The organism is Pseudomonas syringae (genome assembly GCF_002157375.1).
GTDB lineage: Bacteria > Pseudomonadota > Gammaproteobacteria > Pseudomonadales > Pseudomonadaceae > Aquipseudomonas > Aquipseudomonas syringae_T.
In genome coordinates this window covers 1-18,295 of sequence record NZ_MTSA01000030.1, presented here as the reverse complement: position 1 = coordinate 18,295, position 18,295 = coordinate 1, and the positions used below count along the sequence as shown (strand labels likewise).

General features: G+C 59.5%; 23 protein-coding genes. 4 read left to right on the top strand and 19 right to left on the bottom strand.

Annotation, left to right across the window (positions count from 1 at the left end; all coding sequences use genetic code 11):
• Positions 1-67: 67 nt before the first annotated feature.
• The 19 genes from BW686_RS25025 to BW686_RS24930 all read right to left on the bottom strand — a co-directional run bounded on the left by BW686_RS25025 (position 68) and on the right by BW686_RS24930 (position 14,560).
• Positions 68-634, bottom strand: a complete 567-nt coding sequence (locus BW686_RS25025) for a tail fiber assembly protein (protein ID WP_084920656.1) — start codon at positions 632-634, stop codon at positions 68-70.
• A 7-nt stretch (positions 635-641) separates the two neighbouring features.
• Positions 642-2,105, bottom strand: a complete 1,464-nt coding sequence (locus tag BW686_RS25020; RefSeq protein ID WP_179149381.1) for a phage tail protein — start codon at positions 2,103-2,105, stop codon at positions 642-644.
• A 10-nt stretch (positions 2,106-2,115) separates the two neighbouring features.
• On the bottom strand, positions 2,116-2,715 hold the full coding sequence (locus tag BW686_RS25015; protein WP_084920653.1) for a YmfQ family protein: 600 nt from the start codon (positions 2,713-2,715) through the stop codon (positions 2,116-2,118).
• Complete coding sequence (locus BW686_RS25010) at positions 2,703-3,743, bottom strand: baseplate J/gp47 family protein (protein ID WP_084920651.1); 1,041 nt, start codon at positions 3,741-3,743, stop codon at positions 2,703-2,705. Before BW686_RS25010 ends, BW686_RS25015 begins: the two co-directional genes overlap by 13 nt.
• Positions 3,733-4,131, bottom strand: a complete 399-nt coding sequence (locus BW686_RS25005) for a phage GP46 family protein (RefSeq protein WP_084920648.1) — start codon at positions 4,129-4,131, stop codon at positions 3,733-3,735. Before BW686_RS25005 ends, BW686_RS25010 begins: the two co-directional genes overlap by 11 nt.
• Positions 4,128-4,640, bottom strand: coding sequence for a phage baseplate assembly protein V (locus BW686_RS25000; protein ID WP_084920645.1), 513 nt, complete (start codon positions 4,638-4,640; stop codon positions 4,128-4,130). The genes BW686_RS25005 and BW686_RS25000 overlap by 4 nt, the downstream gene beginning before the upstream one ends.
• Complete coding sequence (locus BW686_RS24995) at positions 4,637-5,746, bottom strand: phage baseplate assembly protein (RefSeq protein WP_084920643.1); 1,110 nt, start codon at positions 5,744-5,746, stop codon at positions 4,637-4,639. The genes BW686_RS25000 and BW686_RS24995 overlap by 4 nt, the downstream gene beginning before the upstream one ends.
• A gap of 3 nt (positions 5,747-5,749) precedes the next feature.
• Positions 5,750-7,174 carry a DNA circularization protein gene (locus BW686_RS24990; RefSeq protein WP_084920641.1) on the bottom strand — a complete coding sequence of 475 codons (1,425 nt, stop codon included), beginning with the start codon at positions 7,172-7,174 and terminating at the stop codon, positions 5,750-5,752.
• Entirely contained in the window at positions 7,171-9,315 is a 2,145-nt protein-coding gene (locus BW686_RS24985; RefSeq protein WP_084920638.1) for a phage tail tape measure protein, read from the bottom strand. Before BW686_RS24985 ends, BW686_RS24990 begins: the two co-directional genes overlap by 4 nt.
• Positions 9,316-9,445: 130 nt before the next feature.
• Positions 9,446-9,742 (bottom strand): phage tail assembly protein, encoded by a 297-nt coding sequence (locus tag BW686_RS24980; protein ID WP_084920635.1) that lies wholly within the window; start codon positions 9,740-9,742, stop codon positions 9,446-9,448.
• On the bottom strand, positions 9,739-10,086 hold the full coding sequence (locus BW686_RS24975; RefSeq protein WP_084920633.1) for a phage tail tube protein: 348 nt from the start codon (positions 10,084-10,086) through the stop codon (positions 9,739-9,741). Before BW686_RS24975 ends, BW686_RS24980 begins: the two co-directional genes overlap by 4 nt.
• A gap of 61 nt (positions 10,087-10,147) precedes the next feature.
• Positions 10,148-11,644, bottom strand: coding sequence for a phage tail sheath subtilisin-like domain-containing protein (locus tag BW686_RS24970; RefSeq protein ID WP_084920630.1), 1,497 nt, complete (start codon positions 11,642-11,644; stop codon positions 10,148-10,150).
• Between the two features lie 18 nt (positions 11,645-11,662).
• A complete protein-coding gene (locus BW686_RS24965) occupies positions 11,663-11,851 on the bottom strand; it encodes a DUF2635 domain-containing protein (protein ID WP_084920628.1) in 189 nt (62 codons plus the stop codon).
• Positions 11,848-12,438 carry a phage tail terminator protein gene (locus BW686_RS24960; RefSeq protein WP_084920626.1) on the bottom strand — a complete coding sequence of 197 codons (591 nt, stop codon included), beginning with the start codon at positions 12,436-12,438 and terminating at the stop codon, positions 11,848-11,850. Before BW686_RS24960 ends, BW686_RS24965 begins: the two co-directional genes overlap by 4 nt.
• A gap of 45 nt (positions 12,439-12,483) precedes the next feature.
• Complete coding sequence (locus tag BW686_RS24955) at positions 12,484-12,822, bottom strand: hypothetical protein (RefSeq protein ID WP_084920623.1); 339 nt, start codon at positions 12,820-12,822, stop codon at positions 12,484-12,486.
• Positions 12,803-13,192, bottom strand: a complete 390-nt coding sequence (locus BW686_RS24950; RefSeq protein WP_054987063.1) for a hypothetical protein — start codon at positions 13,190-13,192, stop codon at positions 12,803-12,805. Before BW686_RS24950 ends, BW686_RS24955 begins: the two co-directional genes overlap by 20 nt.
• A gap of 159 nt (positions 13,193-13,351) precedes the next feature.
• Complete coding sequence (locus tag BW686_RS24945) at positions 13,352-13,672, bottom strand: hypothetical protein (protein WP_084920621.1); 321 nt, start codon at positions 13,670-13,672, stop codon at positions 13,352-13,354.
• 8 nt (positions 13,673-13,680) lie between these two features.
• Positions 13,681-13,866, bottom strand: coding sequence for a Com family DNA-binding transcriptional regulator (locus BW686_RS24940; protein WP_084920619.1), 186 nt, complete (start codon positions 13,864-13,866; stop codon positions 13,681-13,683).
• A 256-nt stretch (positions 13,867-14,122) separates the two neighbouring features.
• Positions 14,123-14,560 (bottom strand): hypothetical protein, encoded by a 438-nt coding sequence (locus tag BW686_RS24930; RefSeq protein WP_084920616.1) that lies wholly within the window; start codon positions 14,558-14,560, stop codon positions 14,123-14,125.
• Positions 14,561-14,749: 189 nt separating this feature from the next.
• Between BW686_RS24930 and BW686_RS24925 the strand changes: the two genes are divergently transcribed.
• From BW686_RS24925 to estP, 4 genes are all read left to right on the top strand, one after another.
• Positions 14,750-15,361, top strand: coding sequence for a LexA family protein (locus BW686_RS24925; protein ID WP_179149384.1), 612 nt, complete (start codon positions 14,750-14,752; stop codon positions 15,359-15,361).
• A gap of 163 nt (positions 15,362-15,524) precedes the next feature.
• A complete protein-coding gene (locus BW686_RS24920) occupies positions 15,525-15,773 on the top strand; it encodes a DUF1654 domain-containing protein (protein ID WP_084920611.1) in 249 nt (82 codons plus the stop codon).
• Between the two features lie 123 nt (positions 15,774-15,896).
• Positions 15,897-16,139, top strand: coding sequence for a pyocin activator PrtN family protein (locus BW686_RS24915; RefSeq protein ID WP_046463953.1), 243 nt, complete (start codon positions 15,897-15,899; stop codon positions 16,137-16,139).
• 105 nt (positions 16,140-16,244) lie between these two features.
• On the top strand, positions 16,245-18,167 hold the full coding sequence (gene estP / locus BW686_RS24910; RefSeq protein WP_084920608.1) for an esterase EstP: 1,923 nt from the start codon (positions 16,245-16,247) through the stop codon (positions 18,165-18,167).
• Positions 18,168-18,295 lie beyond the last annotated feature (128 nt).

The following is an 18,295-nucleotide window of genomic DNA, read 5'->3' as shown; positions in this document are numbered from 1 at the left end:
TTGATCATGCCGAGAGCATATGAAGCCCCCCGGAAATCAGACAAAAAAGCCGCTTTCGCAGTCGTTTCTACAAAGCCGTTGCATCCGAGGGGAGTGACGGCCATTCGATCTGGAAAGGGTAATCAGGGCTTTGCTCGATCCGGTTCAGTTTGACGCTGTAGCGTTTCCATTCGAGCAAACTTGCCTTCTCGGCCTCAGTTGCGTCTTCCAGCTCTACGGCATACTGCAGCGGGGCGATACGTGTAGTTGCCTCCTGCAAACGCTGGTCACGAACAAGCAGAGCAGCGGAAGCCAAAGCGGCCTTCTGCGCTTCGGTATCAAGAACCCATTCACCCTCTCTCCAAACGTAGTATCTGCCAGGCCGTGGCTTGGTAGTAAGCGTTTCAGGAGGCGCACCCAGACGTGTCCATTCTTCTAATGAACCGTCGTTTATGCGATACATAGGGCCACGACGATCCATGACCTGCTGCGGCTCATTATTGACCATCGTCCAGGCAAAGCCTGTGTTCGGCTGATTCAGCAACTCCGGCAAGCTCACCGCATTGCTGGGAGTTTGCTCGCCCAGTCCAGGGACAATCGGTAGTTCGACGGGCCCTATAAGAGCTCCGGATTCATCTATCAAGTAAGTAGGCATAATGTCCTCAGATCAGTTTAATACGGCCGGGATAGGCCATGTTGCGGCTACGGAAACGAATCCAGTTGTTCAGCGGTTGCTGGTCGTCCCTCATAGCAGCTCCCGTCGCGCCGTTATCTGTCGTTACACGGAGATACTCAGAACCTCCAGCTGGAACCAATGCACCGATCGGCAACACGCCATTAGGGCCTGTGGAGTTGAGGCGTCCATCTGCCTGGGCATGACCGCTGCCCAGCAGGTAGGTGCCAGTCTCTACATCTGACCCGCTCCACTCCTGAGCCACCGTCCTGAGCCAAGTACCGTCCTGCCAAGAACCGGCGATACGCGACGTGTCGACGCCCCGAGACTCATCCAGTACCCGCAGGAACTCGCCCCGGCCTTCCGGCTCTCGGAAGGTCAGAGCGCCGTCGCCACTGGCCCATCCACCTTCCTTACCGGTACGAGCTGCTTCGGTGTAAAGCATTCCTGACTTTTGCGCATGATCCCAAAGCCACGGCCAGTCGGCGCGGTTAAGAAGCCCACCGTTCAACGCTCCATATCCTCCTGGGCTGAACAAAGTCGTTGTCTCGAAAACAGGCCGTCCCAAAGGAGTGCTGTCATATCGCCCTATTGGCCACCAGCTTCCGGCACCATCGCTGCGCAGATGCCACCAGTCGCCAGCCCCCATAAGAACCAGAAAGGAATAACCAGCAGCATTTAAATGGGTATGAAACCTGATCTTTTCCCCGGCACTTGCATTCACGGTCAGCCGGTTGCCACTGCCGTCTACCCTGCGAACAATGACGTCCTTTACGCCCAGTGCAGCATTTGAGGAGGGCAGTGTGAAAGCACGATTGCCGCCAGTAGCGTCTAGCAGCAGTAACTCCATCTGGTCTTTTGTAAAGGCAGTATCGGTATTGAAGGAGAGCACTTTTTGAGAGTCGATCCCCACTACCTCTGTTATTTTGCCGCGCTTGGTGATGTAGATCGCGTCAGTGTTAAAGACAAGCTCCACCCACTCCGCAGCATTTAGCCGCAACGTATTGCTGCTAGAGCCGAACAGAGAAATAACCTCTGCACCGCTGGCCTTGATGGTTGCTGCTCCGGGTGATGCGTTGTGAAAAGTCACGGACTTACCGACCGTCACGTTCGCTTTGGAAGGCAGTGTGAGTGTGATGCCTGCGACGTTGATCCTGTGCCAGTGCCCCGCTATTCCCGGCAGGAGGGTTTCGGATGCTGTATACCCGAAACCGGCACCCCGATAGGCCTGTCTGACTTGCGAACCAATCTGGGTAATGGCCGATGCGAGTTGATCTGTTCTGGTTTCGTCCGGCAGCTCGCCGCCAGCGGCCATTGCATTCAAAATCTCCTGCGTAACCGAGTTCCCCCATGCCGCCGGGATCAGCGAGCCGGGCGTGCCGGTGGCCGGGTTTTCATCTACAAATTTACCGCTGACCAAGCCTACGCTTGGCACACTCTTGGGATAATCCACGTTGTGTTCCTCAGTTGAAATTAACGAATTCGACGCTGTGCGCCGGTGCAGCTCGACGGATCAGGCACTCGATGGCGACGCCGGGGTTGACCCCGAATCGCTCGCCCCAATAGCTCGCCCCGAAACGCCGTCCCAGCCGCTGGCGACCGCCGGTGTTCAGGGTCCACATGAATTGCGCGTTCCAGGTGCCAAAGTGCGCCTGACCAAAACGCGAACGCCCCATACGGGGCGTTCGGTGTTCAGTCACGGTGGCGTCGGGGTAGCCCTGGCTGACGGCAATGTCGATGTAGAACGCAGCGTTCTGCCCTCCTGTCGCCACCAGCCGCTGTCGCACCGACAAGCGCCGATCTGCGAACAAGGGTTTGAGCCCGAGACACGGATCGGGCAGGTTCATGACCCGCTCCCAGTCGGGCACCAGCTCGCTGACGGTCGCGGGGTCCATCTCGTTAAGCAGGTCGAAAGCCCGGCCATCGATGCGCGCAAACTCGCGGGAAAGCCCCGTGATGACTTGCTGCACTTCCGGCACTCGCTCCGGGTCCCACGCAGGACCGGGCGGCAGCAGTGCCTGCAATTGCTCGGCGTAGTGCTCGGCAGTTCTTATGACGACCATAATATGACTCCGAAGGTGAGCAACTGATTGGCGGCTGCCGTGACGTTGGCGACCGGCGAAACCAGCACGTGATCGGTTTCGCCGGTCGCGCGGCTGATGGCCTCGGCAATGTGGGTCAGCAACAGGGTTTCGCCCAGCCCGCCTTCGCGGTTGTGCAGGTCCAGCAACTGAGCCTCGACCGCCGCGCGCACGGCAGAGGTATCAGGCGTAAGCCTGATCGTGTAGACCACCGGCTTTTGCACCGGCGCCAGCACGTACACATCGGCAGTGACGGGGCGAAGCGGGTCAATGTAGGCGGCCATCTCGGCCAGTTGCTCGGCGTCGGGGATCGGATCAACTTCATCGTCACGCATGAAGAACACCGCAACAGTGCCCGGCCCCAGGTAACGACGCACGCACCAGGCACGCGTCACGCCTGGCACTTCAAGCGCCCAGGTCACGTAATCATCCTGATTGCCGCCATGCGGGATGACCCGATAAGAGCGCACCACCCTGGCACGCAGCGACTCGATGCTTTCTTGAGCGATGCCGCCAACCAGGCCAGTCCCGATCACGGTGAACGTGCTGTCGATACCTTCGACAGGCTGCACGACCGTCATCACCCTCCCGGCATCGGCGTTACCGAGAATGCCGGCATCCACGGCCTCGACGGTCGTCGTGTTATTGCCCGCGACCGTGGTGACGCCTTTTGTCACCCGATAAATGCGTCCGTCGCTGAGTTGCAGCACGGTGTCCGCATCCAGCACCGCACCGGCAGCGGCCGTAAAGCGCACCGAACCGCTCGCGGCCTGCGCGACCTTGCGCGGCTGGCGCAAGCGCAGGATGGCTTGCCGTTCCAGGGTTTCCTCATCGGCGGTGTCCGGCAGAATCTGGTCGGCGATCCAGTCCTGATAGCCGTACAGCCCGTAGGCCGCACCGCTGTGGGCGCGCGACAGTACCCGAGCGTCGGACTGACGCAGCGCTTCATCGGCGAGGTCGACTTGGGTTCGGTTGATCAGCGCCGGTAACGTAGGCGTTTCAAACGGCATAAATCACCTGCCACTGTTCTGAAGGGTTGAAGCGCACGACCTGACCGTCGGAAACGACCAGCTCGACGCCCAGGTTCAGGCGATTGCTCTGAACCTGTTCGGTAAGGATGTTGATGTTCTTGACCTGGCCATCATCGATCAGCCAGGCGAGCGCTTCGCGCGCATAGAACTCGGCGTCGCGCTGGGTCTGTGCAGTAAGTCGAACCCTGCGCAGCAGCCATAGCCTGGAACCGATACGGTCGTTGGCCTGCGTCGGATAGGTATCGCCCCACCAGCCATAGCGCTCGGCATCGTCGAACGGATCGTCCGCTTCGGCGCGACGCCAGGTGAACAGGCTGATGACCACCGAACGCAGCAACGAAGCCTGCAAAGAGCCTTCAATGATCATCCGGCACCTCCAACGGGCGGCCCGCTCTGACCGTTACCGCCCTGCACGTTGCCGTGCAGATGGTTGATCTGGCTGATGCCGCCGGCCACCTGGTCGCCTTGGGAAACGATCTTTCCGGTCTGGGTGATCTGTGGGGTGTCGAAGTTCACCGCCACGGCCGCCTTGATGTTCAGCGTGCCGGTTTCAATGTCGATGACCTTGCCGCGCTTGAGGTGAATCTTGTCGCCCTCGTCTGTGTAGATCGCCACTTCGCCCGACTCCAGCCCCTTGAGGCGATAGCGTCGGTCGGCCACCACCAGCAGCAGACCGTGTGACCGGTCGCCACCGATGAAGGCAGCAATGCCCTCTGCACCGGCCAGCGGATTACTGGTAAACCCGTAGGGCTCAAAGTGCTCCATATCGTCCTTGATCTCCCCGGCGGTCAGGCGCATTTGCAGCGCCTGCATCTTGCTGCTGGCCTTGGCGAGCACCACCGTGCCGCGCACCAGCATGCGATTGAGTAAGCTCATGCGGTTGTTTCCTCGTCGATAGGCAGCAACCAGGAATAAGCGTCCTGGTTGACCTGCACCTTGCTGCGCTTGTTGGGGTCACCGGGCTCGGCCTGAAAACCTTCGGGCGGTCCGACCACCAGCGTGGTGATCGTGCCTTGATCACTCAGCGAGTAGGTCACGGCTGAAATCAGCATGTTCCTGCGCATACCGATGACCGGATCCACGACTTGCACCATGGTGTTGTGCCGCCACAGCGCACCGTTGGACTGCCGCCAGCCCTGGACTTTGTAGGTGGTGAGCAGCGCCTTGCCTGCCCGCTGACCGCGCTCCCAGTTGGCACGACTCAAGGCGAGCTTGGGTGTGATCGGGGCATTCTCATGAACGATCAAAACGCGAAAGCGCTCTTTATTTCTGTCATCGATGGCGACCGCTGAAACCTCCGACGCTTCCTTGCCGAACGTCGTGTCATTACCGGTCTGCTGACCAATGACCCGGTATTCGGAAAAAAGCCCGGAAAAATCTCTCACGATGCTGGCGCTCATCACGTTCTTGCCGAGCTCGAGCGCATCTGCGGTCTGCCCCCGGCTCCCGGGTCTGGCCAGCACCACATTGCCGAACTCGTCATCGGTGGAAAAAATCCGGAACAGCGTCAACAGCCGGTCGATGGACTTGAACACGCTTTCGGCAGGCTCGATGGTGTGATCCGCCATCTTCGAGGTTTCCGGTATTTCGCTGATCACCGACAACTTGTAGGGCGCAGCCAGCGCCTTGACGATGGTCAGCACCCCCACCCCCGTCCATTGACTGGGCTTGTTGATCGCCGAGCAATCAATCAGGTCAGCCGTTTTCGAGCGACCTGAAATCGTCAGTGTGACCTGCTTGCCGTCATAGCTGATCGGCGCGGCGAACACCCAGCCCGTCAGGATCAACTCGCCGCCGATACGCACTTCGCAGGCTGCGCCGGGCATGATCGGATGCAAGACTTCGGTGCCAGGCCACTGCCAGGTAATGCTCACGTCAAAGCTGCGTGCCTGACGCTCGATCCCGGCAGAGATTTCCACCGATTTCCAACCGGCATAGTCGTGATCGCCAACCGTCAGGGTGACAACATTAGGGTCGTTCATGGGTTACTCCTGAGCGATCTTCAACGTACCGGGCGGCACAAAACCTGGATGGGCAAGCCGGTTGCGCTGGACGATTTCCTGCCCCCGGCTGGCATCGCCGAATCGCCGATAAGCCAGCACCAGCGCAGGAAGCGGTTCGGACACCTTCATGTCCACCAGACGCACGCCAGATGCCGCCACGGCATTGAGGTGCCTGACCAGTGCCTGACGTACGGTGTTCAGCGCCAGGTAATGCTCGGGATCGGCTTTCAACGACGCTTCCCAGATGGCCGAATTCAGCGTGTCACGCAGTTCGATCACATCGTCGGCAACCGGCACATCCACACGCTGCAACGCTTGCACACGCTGCTGATCCAGAGAGGGCACTGCCGTGAGCGGAGCAACCGTTGTTGCAACCGGCATGCTCGCCACGATTCTCGCCACTTTGACCAGCAGCGCGTCCTGAACCAGATTGGCGGTGGCCTGAGCCGTCATGCCGGTATCAAGCCCGCTGCCCTGGCTGACCAGATTAATACTGGACACTGCCTCCGCCTGTTGGGTGGCCTCGGAAATGACCGACCGGTAATGGACGGTTTCAACAGAGGACGCCCCACCGTTGATGGAGGATCTGGATGCCTGGCTAGCGGACGTGCCGCCACTGCCGTTCGCGGAGCCGCTGCCGGAGCTGCCACCCCCTGAACCACCGCCGACCGAACTGCTGGAGCCCGTGCCGGTAATGGCACCGCCGATACTGCTGGTCCCGTTCACTCTTCGTGCCCGGCGACTGTCACCGTCGAAACTGGCGAAGAAGGTGGAGAACAGCGTGCTGATTGTCAGCGGCGCGTTGACCAGCGAATGCACCAACGCAGTGGCATCCGAATAGATCGTCATAAATGGCGCAAACTGCCGCTGAAGGGTGGCAAATACTCCGGACAGCGCGCTGCGCAGGGCCTGAACGTTGATGCGCACGGCATCCACAACGGCCATGACCGAGCGGTAACGCCTAAGCGCCGAGTCCAGCAGGCTCTCGGACGCGCCCAGCAATTGCCGCCGGGTGTTGAGCGTCGACACCGGAAACTTGAGCGGGTTGGCCGGATAAAACACCAGGTCCAAGCGGACCAGCCCGCCTTCACTCAGGTTGTGCGTGACACTGCACTGTCCAACCTGTACGTGCATGCGGCCCAGCCACGGATGCACCAGCTCGCCCGCACCTTCCTGCTCCAGCGCCTGAAGCAGCTTGTCCCGTTGTTCGAAACAGTCGCGACCGACAATGAAGGCCGTCAGCGTGTGAACCTGCGACTGCTTGCCCAGCGACTCGAAATACGGCTCGTCGCGTTGTGGAAACTCATGCAACTGCCCTTTGCGCCCCACCGGGACGACGGCTTTTTCAATGAAAAAACCGACACCACGAAAAGACGCTGGCAGCAGGCTGTCACGCCATGTACTCATGATCCGGCTCCTGCGCCGAGGGTTCGATAACCGACGTTTGGCGAAATCGTCAAACCCGGCTGATTGGTCTGTATCCGGCCCGAACGCATGCCCGGTGGCGCGTTTTCAAAGTGAATATTGAGTTCGCCTTCAAATCGCGAACCGGCCCCCCCAGCACCCTGCTGCAACAACAGGCTGCCGGGGGCCGGCACATTTGGCACGCCAAGCAACTGGCCGATTGGCGGCACACCGGTCGCCTGATTGAGCCTTAGCTGTTTCAAGCCACTGTTCTCGACCGCATTTGCGGCCAGAAACGCACCGGTCCCGCCGCCCGGTCCGGCGTTGCGTACCCGCTGTTCCTCCGCGAACTGATTGACCTTCTCCGTCGCCCGTTGCAGCAGGGACTTATCCCCACTGCCGCCAAACCACCTCATGATCGGGTCGATGAACGGTTTGATGTCCGCCCACAAATCCGCGAACCAGGTTTTGACCGGAAGCCATTTCTCGATAACCTGGTCCAGTGGCGAATAACTGAACATTGATGCAAGCGCCTCGGTAAAGGGCTGCGCCGCAGTCTTGATACCGTCCCACAACCCGGAAAAGTACTCGGACACCGGCTGCCAGATGGCCACGATAGTGTCCAGCGGCGACCCTGCAGATAGCGCCTGCAGGTCGTCGAAAAACGAGCTGGCCAAGGCTTTGATCAAGCCCCAGAGCGCCGTAAAAAACTCGGACAACGGCTGCCAGTTCGCGACGATCATGCCGATCGGCGTCCAGGCAAATACCGTCTTGAAGACGTCCCACAGCGCCATGACCGGCCCGCGAATCGCTTCCCAGATCGCTTGAAAATAAGGTGCAACGGTTGACCAGTTGGCAATCAGAAGACCTGCCGCCAGCGCAAGGCCACGCACAATCAGGCCCAGCGGTGACAGGCCCATCACCATGCTCAGCACGCGCATGGCGGTCGTCGCGGTCATCACCGCCACTTGCAATACGCCGAAAGCAATCGCAGCGCCCACGACCCCCTTGATCACGCCAGGGTGTTCGGCCGCCAGTGCAGCGACCTGAGAAATCATCGGCCCGATCACGGCCATTGCTTCGTTCATCGCAGGCAGAAACATGCTGCCAATATTGATGCCCAGACGATCGACACGGTTGGTCATCTCCTTGATGGCCGTGGCCGTGGTCTGAGAGTTGTCCGCGAATTCCTTCTCGATGGTGCCGCTGTTCTGCACTCCCTCGCCGACCTTGGCCAGGTTGGACCTGAGCACATCAAGGTTGGCCAGCAGCGGTGTAATCGCCCCCAGCGATTCGGCGCCGAACAGCTGGGTGATGACATCTGATTGTTTGCCAGGGTCAACACTGGAGACCGCCGTCAGGACTTTTTCAATAGTCCCGGACGGGTCGCTCTGCATGCCTTGGGTCAGTTGATTGACGTCGAGTTGCAACGCCTCGAACGCGCCGGCTTTCGCCGCACCGCCTTCGGTCAACGACTGCATGAATCGCTTCATGCCACTGGCGGCCACATCGGCCGGTACGTCGACGCTGGCCAAGGTGGCCCCCATCGCCGCCAGTTGCCCGGACGCCAGGCCCGCAACCGGCCCGAGCGGGCCCATTGCAGTAATCATGGTGGCGATTTTCTTTTCCAGATTGTTGCCGCCGAGCACGTTGATCTTCTCGGACAGCGCCGTCACTTGCGGTTGGGTCATCTGGAACGAAGATCGCCACGAGGCCATCATGTCGCCCGACTCAGCCGCCGTCTGATCGAAGGCGACCCCCATTTTCACGGCGTCGCTGGCAAACCCGGTCAGTTCTTCACGCGGGACATTGGCCTTGGCACCGGCGGCAACAATCGCCGCAATACCATTGGCGCTTTCCGGCAGCCGTTCACTGAGGTCCAGAATGTCGGACCCCATCTGCTGAAACTGCTGCGGTGTTTCAAAGGTGACTGACCGTTTTACGCCGGCCATGCTGGTCTCAAAACCGATCGCTGCCTTTACCCCGGCAATCAAGGGCTTCGCCAAAGCGTTGTCCGTGATCACCTTGCCAACCTCTACGGCCCCAAGACTGGTCTCGAGGCCTTTGACGTTGTTGCGGATAGTTGCCAGCGTTGGAGACAGCTGGTCGACGCCGGTAATCAGCGTTCTGATAGTGTCTGCCATCACTCCCCCTGCAGGATCTGGTTGATGCGTTGCGCCTGCAAGATCGATTCGGTGATGACGTCCAGCTCCCTGGACATCATCAGTTCGGGATCGGTCTTCCAGAAGTACGCGAGGTCGTAGACGACGGCGATCAGTCCTTCAAGGTTGCTGATGCCGCTGCCATGAAAAAACTCGCAACCTTCCAGCTCAACGTGTTGATGTCGCACAGATCCATCTGATTGACCGACGAGGGCGGGATACCGGCGCAAACGGCGATGTACTTCGCCGCAACGTCCAGATCCAGCGACACGTCTTCGTTCTTGTCGATCTTGTACGGCAAGGCCTTGATGGCTCGCGCTTCCTGCGCTGTAGGGCGTCGGAACGTCACCTGCGAAAGGGTTTCCCCGTGCGCTTCGATCGGGCTGACCAGGTCGATGACTTCACTCATTGCCAGCTCCCCTGACTGCCATCGAATTTCAGTTCGATGGTGCCGTCGTCCGCTTTGCTGATCGGCTCATCGACCAGATAGGCGCCGGACAGGACGTAAGTCTTGCCGTTGCTGAATTCACAGGTGATGGTCATGTCCACACCGGTGGTGAGCAGCTTGAGCGGCAGATCCGCGGTGTGCAGCGCCTGAAATTTCAACCAGGCGGCCTTGTCGACTTCCTTGTAGTAGCCCGGCACGACCGTATCGCGCTTGACGTTCATCAGAGGGGCTTCGCCGCCGCCAATGATGGTCAACTGGGTGCCATCCACTTTGATGTAGCAGGTGCCCGCAACTTTCTGACCCATGTTGTTTATCTCCAGAATGAAAAAACCCGCACGAGGCGGGCTTGAAAAGGATTGGTGAGGCTTACGCCGCTTCGTCGTACTGCAAGCGGAACTGGTTGAGCAGCGCGAACACGCGCAGACCGTTGATGTAATCAGGCGGGAACATCACGTTCACACGGCTCGGATCGTTGCCGTCACGCTCGACGATCAGGTGCTGGGCGAACACTTCGGCGTTCTCCACATGGCCTTCTTCTTCGAGACGGGCGTACTGCGCAATCAACTCGCCACGAATGGTGCTCGGCGTGATGATCGGCTGACCGGCACCGAAGCGCGTGCCATCGCTGGCCAGTTTGTAGCGACCGTATTTGCTGGTGATGATGCCTTGCAGGCGACGAATGATGAACGCCGACTGGTGCATGGTTTCACTGTCCAGGTACGAGTTGTCAGCCTGACCGTAAGCGTTCTTCTGATAGGTGGTGATCGAGCGCTGAATACGCACATAACCGCCTTCGTAGTACGCCGTGGCGATGCCATAACGCAGCAGCGATTCACGCTCGGTCAGGGTGAAACGCTGACTGGCTGGCGCCGGGTCCAGACCTGGCATGGTGCCGCTCTGGGTCGGACGGCTGGCGTCGGCAGAAATGAACACGGCGGTGCGCGCAGCCAGTGCAGCGGCCTGCAGCCAGACCGGTTGCGGAACGCCGGTTTCCACGCCCTGAATGGTGATGTGCTGATCGTTGCGCAGTTGGCCTGCCGCAACCAGCGTACCGACCGTACCGCGCTTGGCGCTGTACACATGGCCATACAGTTGACGCGCCCAGCTCCAGCGACCGGTGCTGTCGTCCATCGCCGCTTTCCAGGCATCCAGGGTGCTGGTGTCAGTCCACGGCATGCAAAGAAACTCGAACGGTTCATCGCCCAGCGCAGCCAGCGCCTTGAGCTGATCGGGCGTACCCACGCCGCCGGTCATGGCGGTCACGGCTGCCGTCAGGCCAGCAGGAATGACTTCGCCGTTGGTTTTACCCAGACGGTTGAATTCCAGATGAATGTCGTTGCCGCTCGCCCCGCTCCATTTGCAGGAAAGGGTCAACACACCGGCATCGACAGACGCGATAATCGGCAGGTCCGGCGTGGCATTGATCTTCACCGACAGCGCGGTTGCCGCTTGAGCAGCGGTCGCACCGTTGACCACAGTCGCCTGCACCCGTGCGCCGCCGACATACAGGTTCAGCAGACCAGGCTCGGTCGCAGCGCCAGTGAAGGTAACGGTTGCACCGGCTTTGACGCCTTCGGTGTTGAGCAGCGGCAGGCACCAGACTTCACCGGTCGGGTCGGCCTTGCGCCAGGTTTCGTACATGGAGGCCAGCATGGAACCCTGACCGCCGATGTTTTTTGCCAGCGCAACGCTGGGCACCAGTACCAGCGAGCCGAGCTCGGGGCCGGACACATCGTCATTGACCTGAGCAACGATCAGGCGACGCATGCTGGCCGACGCGCTGTTGGCGGCGGAGTTGTCCATTTCCGCATAAAACAGCGGGACGCGGACATCGGATGGAATGTTGTTAAAGCTGATAGCCATTGTTTGGCTTCCTCTTGGTTAGGCCGTGAAGGCTTGATAGGTGGTGGGGGATTGCTCGGTTTGAACGGTGATGTCGCCGTCGTTCTGACGACGCTGCCACCAGGCATTGAAGGTGACCTGCCGACCTTCGACGGGCAGCAAATCGCCCGCCTCCGGATCCGGCACGGTGCGGCCCTCGGCCGGTACTACAGTGATGCGTTGGGTCATGGTGTTACCTCTGCTGTGAACTTCGCTTCAAAGCGGCCATCAGGGCCGGGGGACTTCAGATTCGGGTCTGCTGGGTCGACGCAGTCCATCTCGATGGTGGCGCCGGTGAAGCGGGGCAAACCGTCCAGATAAGCCTCATGCCAGGTTTCGGCGGGTCGATCCTCCGTACTGCGACCCAGCTGGAACTGCGCGGCAAACCCGAAGCGGTACGTCACGCGCGCCCCGCTGATCTGCACCAGCGCACCGCCCGTGTATTGCATCGCGTCGTAGTCGTCGTCCGCATTCCAGCCCACCAGCGCACGCCACAACTCGGCGCGAATCGCGTGCAGTTGATCGCTGGCCTGCTGACCGCGCTTGTCATCACCCTCAAGCACCACGACGATGTCGATCTGGTCGGTGATGTTCTGGCGAATGACGTTTTGCAGATCGTTTGGCGTGGCCTGATCGCCTGTAGCGATGACATACGCCGAGGGGTGCGCAAGCTGATCGCCAAGGGCAACCGCAGCCCAGTCGATACCGGCGCTGATCCGACCGGCAAAGCTCGGGCAGGTCGCCTGCAAATGGGCAACTATCGGGGTGATCTTCATAAAGGGTTCCGCGTGTGTTGGAGGTTGATCCGGCGTGAGTAATGCCTACTGGTTCGCCTTGCCCAGCGCTTCATCCGCCTTGTCCGCCGCGCGGCTGGCAGTGTGCGCAGCCTGACTGGCGATAGACGCAGCGGTCTCGACCTTGTCTGCCGCCTGGGTCGTGGTTTCGGCCAGCCTGTCCAGTCGGCGATCCCGCTTGCCGAGCGCCGCATCGTAGGCATTGCGAACTTCCGCCAGTTGCCGGGTATGCTCGGCGCTGGCCGACCACTGCCCGGCCTGAAAACCGAGCATCAGGCACCCGGCAATCAGCAGCACGGCGATCAACCAGATCTCCAGCCGACGCCACCAGTGGCGAGCGATAAAATCAATTGCGCATCTGTGCATCGTTGGCACCTCCAAGCTGGGATCGGAGCCGGGCAATTTCGGCACTCTGCGTGGTGACCTTGTCGGTGAGCTGAACAATGTGGCTGGTCAGGGCTTCGATCTTGCCCTCCATCCGGCCCACCGCCGCCGCGAGCTCGTTACGCTCACGAGCAAACTGATCAGCCCGCGCTTCGGCTTCCTTGCGAGCCTCCCGCTCGGAGTCGAGCAGTTCATTGAGCCGGCGAACCGTACCGATGTCAGCGTTATCCATCGCCCGGTCAGTTGCATCTCTGGAAAGAAACTTGCGCAGCCACAAAAAGCCGCCAAGCAGAATGGTGCCCGTTCCGCCCAGCCAGGTAGCTGTGCCTGGGCCTAGGTCGGTTGGGTCCATCTTTACTCCGGGATAAAAAGGGCCGTCAGAGCAGCCAATGAGGAACGAGGTACGAATGAGGCCCTCGCTGAACGTGGTCATCAGAGGTTGCGAGGGATGTGCATACCCCTGATGGTGCTGCAGACGCCCAACACTGAGCGGGGCATCTGCAATTCGTCCTTACAGCAGGTCGTAGGTAATGTTCGATATCACCGCACCGCTATTTGCAAAAGACCATAGGCCATAGCCGGGCGGCAAATAGATAGGGTACTGAAGCTGAACAGCATTAGCGCCGCCAGTCATGAACGCGATCACCTTCCTTACGTCGCTCAGGTACATAGGGATTGTTTCCCCCGTAGCGACTACCGATCCCGATCCGCCACTGAACATGCCGGTTCGAATGACCAGGCCTGCCACGTTGTCGGCCGGCTTGATAATCACGGCAGGACCGCCGGAAGGACTTACATACACAAACTTGCTGCCTACTGATACTGGTTCCATTTTTTCACCTATTCAGTCGAATGATTTGTCGCGGAGGATTCCGCATTCATGTCGCTCAAAGGCGATAACTCATGGCTCGTGGCCTTCACATGATTCAGCGTTCCGCAGCGGGAACACTTGATCTGGAGTTCGGTGTAGCCACCCATGCGGGCCAGCAGTTTCTTGCACTGCCCGCATCGAAAGTCTTTCAACATCTGTACTGGCCTCCGTGTGCCTGGCCCAATGAAAAACCCCGCCGAAGCAGGGTTTGTATTGGGTCGCGATTGGCCGGTTGGCGCTGCAGCCCTGAGGCGCAAATCGCATATCGTGGGACCTTTTTACCCCCCTCCGGAAAGGCTGGGAAGGGGCAATTTCGGGGTGGGTCGAGTTTGACCGGAGTTCAACACGAGTTCGACCACAGCTGTGCAATCGGCCCGGATAAACGGTAGTGGATACCGTTTTAACCGGCACTTAACCGGCCTTGCTCGTGGCCAACTTGTTGCTTCTGGAAGCGCTGCGCTCGGCAAGAATCGCCAGCACCTGCTGATGAAGCTTGTTGATCCAGTTGCGATAGGTGCGGTCCGCGCCTTCGTTGATACCGACCAGGCGCATCTGCTCGCGCACAGGCAACGCTTCGACGTAACGCAGATTGGCCAGTTGGGCCAACTCAGGCCCACGCCCCTTTGCAGGACTGCGGGCCATCTGCGCAATGGCGGCTTCGACTTCGCTGCTTATATAGTCCATGCCGCTGCCATTACCGACCAGCGCTCGCGATCCCGGTGTGCGGCGCGGTATATAAGCGCCCCACTCCATGATCCCGGCCATCGGGCTGCTCAACCCGCCGCCGAGCCCGACACGCATGCGTTGCTCGCCCCAGTGCTGCATCACTGCTTCTATTTTCTCGATCATTGTCTGCTTCCCGTCAAAGCCTGCTGAGATGCCTTGCGAGCGATCCCGCTGCAAAGCCTGAGCAGCAGACAATACAATTTGTATTTTTTAGAGACAACCAGCATTTACAATATGTATATTGCCGATCACCCTACAGCCTGTATGATTCGACCCATGAACAGAAAATGGTATGAAGTCGCAAGACAGGTCATGGAAACCCAGGAAATCAGCCAGGAAGACATGGCTGAGCGGATGGGCGTTACGCCCGGCGCTGTGGGGCATTGGCTGAATGGCAAGCGGGAACCGAAGATCGAGGTCATCAACCGGTTTTTGACCGAACTGGGCCTGCCAATCCTCGCGACCGCCATTCCGTCAGATGAGCCAGGCATGCAGAACGTAGCGTCTATCGCGCAGCCTTCGCGTTTCTATCGATACCCGGTAATCAGCTGGGTCGAAGCCGGCGGCTGGAGCGAAGCGGTCGAGCCTTACCCGGTCGGCTACTCCGACACCTTCGAGATCAGCGACTATAAAGCCAAAGGCCGCGCCTTCTGGCTGATGGTCCGTGGCGACTCGATGACGGCACCTGCGGGCCAGAGCATTCCCGAAGGCATGCTGATTCTGGTGGACACCGGTATCGAACCGACGGCCGGAAAGCTGGTGATTGCCAAGCTTCCAGAAAGCAATGAGGCCACGTTCAAGAAACTGGTCGAAGACGCCGGGCGCTACTTCCTCAAACCGCTGAACCCGGCCTACCCGACCCTTCCGGTGACTGAAGAGTGCAAGCTGATCGGGGTCATCAGGCAAATGACCATGCGCCTTTGAGGCCTGAACTATCCCTGAAAGCCCCGAAAATCGGGGCTTTTTTATGCGCGTTGATTCAGTCTTGTCACGTACTTGTCACGTACGTGCGTAGGAAACATTTGCAGCTTGCGTAGGAAACACCCCTCAATTACTGTATGCACATACAGTAAAAAGGAGTTCACGCATGCTGAATCGAAGCCTCGACACACCGCAACACGACGCTTACCTGGCCTTGGCGCAACGTATTCAGGACGCAATCGCCAGCGACAAGGCGCAGATCGAGCATCAGGTGCTCCTGGTCAGAGAGCCAGGCGAGGCGCTCGACCATTGGGAACGGATTCTGGAACAGATCGGCGAAACTGAAGGCGTTTCAGTGACCCGCAACTTGGCAACCGGCACCGTTCACGTCTCTTGGTACATCGACTCCCTGTGATGAAAGTGATACAGAACGTATTTAAAATACAAACTGTATTGTCAGGATCCGCTACATATCGTATTGTTTGTTGGCACCCCATTTCGGGAGTACTCAACTATGCAAACCACAGGGAGTCATGGAATGAACGAGATACTGGATCAACTTCGCAAAGAATTCGCCACGCCGTGCCCTTCGTTGAGCGCCGTCAGAGAGCGTTATTTTTCGCACCTGTCGAATGACCGCAATCTGCTGCGCAAGATCAACGCAGGCCGTATTGCCCTGAAAGTCAGCCGCACCGGGGGCACTCGTCAGGGCCACCCGTTCGTTTACCTGCACGATCTGGCCAATTATCTGAGCGACATCGTGACCAACAGGGCCGCATGAGTTCAAAAAAACGCCGCCGCAGATGAAAACGTTTCAACGACCTTTGCAGCCCTGAAAAATCTTGGTACGTTTCCGGTACAAAATAACAACAACCGGAATCCTTTCATGACCAAGACATCAAGGCGCTGGCCATTCGCGGCCTGCCTGTTATCGCTGGCCTGTGGCACCGCCACTGCGGCACCCTATTCGACCATGGTGGTGTTCGGTGACAGCCTGGCGGATGCCGGACAGTTTCCGGACACCGCAGGCCCTGCCGGCTCGACGTTGCGATTCACCAATCGTGTCGGCCCGACGTATCAGGATGGCAGCGGTGAAGTGTTCAACCTGAACTCATCGACGCTGATCGGCAGAATGCTCAATGTCCCGGCGGGCGATCTGGCAGCCTCCACGTCCCCAGTCAACGCTGCACTGGGTCAGCCGGACGGCAATAACTGGGCAGTCGGTGGCTACCGGACGGACCAGATTCTGAATTCGATCAACTCGCAATCTACGGTCGTCGACCCCAACTCCGGCACACTGTTGCGCAGCCGGACCGGCTATCTGCCCGCCAACAGCTTTCGTGCTGACCCCAACGCGCTGTATTACCTGACTGGCGGCGGCAACGACTTCCTGCAGGGTCGCGTGCTGAGCGCCAACAGTGCGGGGCAAGCCGCCAATCGTCTGGCCGACAGCGCACAGGCGCTGCAACAGGCCGGGGCGCGCTACATCATGGTCTGGCTGCTGCCGGACATCGGCCAGACGCCCGCCTTGAGCGGCTCGCCTCTGGCGTCGGCAACGTCAGCCCTCAGCGCCGTCTTCAATCAGCAACTGGTCAGTCGCCTGGCGCAGATCGATGCACAGATCATCCCGCTCAACGTGCCGTTGCTGATCTCTGAAACGCTGGCTGAACCGGCACGTTTCGGGTTCGATCCCAACGAGAATCTGGTCAGTACCTGCTTCAACGGCGACAGTTGCAGAGAGAGTGCAACCAACGGCAGGTCCAGCGCGACGCCGAACCCAAGCCGGGTGTTCTTCAATGACCGTGTCCACCCTACCGAAGCCGGGCAGCGGTTGCTGGCCGACTATGCCTATTCGTTGCTCTCGGCCCCTTGGGAAATCAGCCTGCTGCCGGAAATGGCCAATGGCACGCTACGCATGCATCAGGACGAGTTGCGCGCACAGTGGCTTAGCGACTGGGGTAACTGGCAAGGCATTGGGCAGTGGCAGAGCATTATCTCGGCAGGCGGTCAGAAAATGGACTTCGATGCTCAGGACAGTTCAGCGGATGCTGACGGTCGGGGCTACAACCTGACCCTTGGCGGCAGTTACCGCTTTGCTGAAAACTGGCGCACGGGGATCGTTGCCGGGGCCTATCGACAAAGCCTTGAAGCCGGCCCGAGGGACTCGGACTACAAGCTCAACAGTTACATCGCTACTGCGTTTCTGCAATACCAGGCCAATCACTGGTGGGGCGACCTGGCGGCTTCGGGCGGCAAACTCGATTACGAAAATGCCGAGCGGAAATTCGCGCTGGGTGTCAGCGAAGGCCAGGAAAAGGGTGATACCGACGGCGAAATGTGGGCCGTCAGCGGACGCGTCGGTTTTGATATCGCGGGGGCTGCCAGCCGCTGGCATCTGTCGCCTTTCGTCAGCGCCGACTATGCCCATATCGATGTCGATGGCTACTCCGAAAAAGGCGACCGCTCGACGGCGCTGACCTTCAGCGATCAAACCCGCAAATCCAGACGTGCAGGCGTTGGTCTGCAAGGCAAGTTCCAGGTCACTCCGACGACGCAAGTCTGGGGAGAGGTCGCACGGGAACGGGAGTTCGAAACCGATCAGCAGAACGTGACAATGGCGCTCAACAGCGTGCAGTCCGTCGACTTCACGCTGCAGGGCTACACCCCGCAACGCGACCTTAATCGGGCCACGCTGGGCGTCAGCCAGAAACTCACTCAAGACCTGACGCTGCGCGGCAACTATAACTGGCGCAAGAACGATGACGTGACCCAGCAAGGGGTGAATGTTGCGTTGAGTCTGAGTTTCTAGATAGAAGCGGCGCAGGTTTGTGACTTGTGGGAGTGAGCTTGCTCACGAAAGTAACAGCCCAAACACCCCATTTCCGGGGCTGTGCCGGCCTCTTCGCGAGCAAGCTCGCTCCCACAAGACTTATGTAT

What these genes read in the sequence shown, in the direction of transcription:
- BW686_RS25005 (WP_084920648.1), bottom strand. Translation starts at nt 4,131, where the DNA reads ATGATCATTGAAGGCTCTTTGCAGGCTTCGTTGCTGCGTTCGGTGGTC.
- BW686_RS24925 (WP_179149384.1), top strand. Translation starts at nt 14,750, where the DNA reads ATGGAAACCCAGGAAATCAGCCAGGAAGACATGGCTGAGCGGATGGGC.
- BW686_RS25000 (WP_084920645.1), bottom strand. Translation starts at nt 4,640, where the DNA reads ATGAGCTTACTCAATCGCATGCTGGTGCGCGGCACGGTGGTGCTCGCC.
- BW686_RS25015 (WP_084920653.1), bottom strand. Translation starts at nt 2,715, where the DNA reads ATGGTCGTCATAAGAACTGCCGAGCACTACGCCGAGCAATTGCAGGCA.
- BW686_RS24950 (WP_054987063.1), bottom strand. Translation starts at nt 13,192, where the DNA reads ATGGACCCAACCGACCTAGGCCCAGGCACAGCTACCTGGCTGGGCGGA.
- BW686_RS24930 (WP_084920616.1), bottom strand. Translation starts at nt 14,560, where the DNA reads ATGATCGAGAAAATAGAAGCAGTGATGCAGCACTGGGGCGAGCAACGC.
- BW686_RS24995 (WP_084920643.1), bottom strand. Translation starts at nt 5,746, where the DNA reads ATGAACGACCCTAATGTTGTCACCCTGACGGTTGGCGATCACGACTAT.
- BW686_RS24985 (WP_084920638.1), bottom strand. Translation starts at nt 9,315, where the DNA reads ATGGCAGACACTATCAGAACGCTGATTACCGGCGTCGACCAGCTGTCT.
- BW686_RS25025 (WP_084920656.1), bottom strand. Translation starts at nt 634, where the DNA reads ATGCCTACTTACTTGATAGATGAATCCGGAGCTCTTATAGGGCCCGTC.
- BW686_RS24915 (WP_046463953.1), top strand. Translation starts at nt 15,897, where the DNA reads ATGAACGAGATACTGGATCAACTTCGCAAAGAATTCGCCACGCCGTGC.
- BW686_RS24970 (WP_084920630.1), bottom strand. Translation starts at nt 11,644, where the DNA reads ATGGCTATCAGCTTTAACAACATTCCATCCGATGTCCGCGTCCCGCTG.
- BW686_RS24965 (WP_084920628.1), bottom strand. Translation starts at nt 11,851, where the DNA reads ATGACCCAACGCATCACTGTAGTACCGGCCGAGGGCCGCACCGTGCCG.
- BW686_RS25010 (WP_084920651.1), bottom strand. Translation starts at nt 3,743, where the DNA reads ATGCCGTTTGAAACGCCTACGTTACCGGCGCTGATCAACCGAACCCAA.
- BW686_RS24920 (WP_084920611.1), top strand. Translation starts at nt 15,525, where the DNA reads ATGCTGAATCGAAGCCTCGACACACCGCAACACGACGCTTACCTGGCC.
- BW686_RS24945 (WP_084920621.1), bottom strand. Translation starts at nt 13,672, where the DNA reads ATGGAACCAGTATCAGTAGGCAGCAAGTTTGTGTATGTAAGTCCTTCC.
- estP (WP_084920608.1), top strand. Translation starts at nt 16,245, where the DNA reads ATGACCAAGACATCAAGGCGCTGGCCATTCGCGGCCTGCCTGTTATCG.
- BW686_RS24960 (WP_084920626.1), bottom strand. Translation starts at nt 12,438, where the DNA reads ATGAAGATCACCCCGATAGTTGCCCATTTGCAGGCGACCTGCCCGAGC.
- BW686_RS24955 (WP_084920623.1), bottom strand. Translation starts at nt 12,822, where the DNA reads ATGCACAGATGCGCAATTGATTTTATCGCTCGCCACTGGTGGCGTCGG.
- BW686_RS24940 (WP_084920619.1), bottom strand. Translation starts at nt 13,866, where the DNA reads ATGTTGAAAGACTTTCGATGCGGGCAGTGCAAGAAACTGCTGGCCCGC.
- BW686_RS24980 (WP_084920635.1), bottom strand. Translation starts at nt 9,742, where the DNA reads ATGAGTGAAGTCATCGACCTGGTCAGCCCGATCGAAGCGCACGGGGAA.
- BW686_RS24990 (WP_084920641.1), bottom strand. Translation starts at nt 7,174, where the DNA reads ATGAGTACATGGCGTGACAGCCTGCTGCCAGCGTCTTTTCGTGGTGTC.
- BW686_RS24975 (WP_084920633.1), bottom strand. Translation starts at nt 10,086, where the DNA reads ATGGGTCAGAAAGTTGCGGGCACCTGCTACATCAAAGTGGATGGCACC.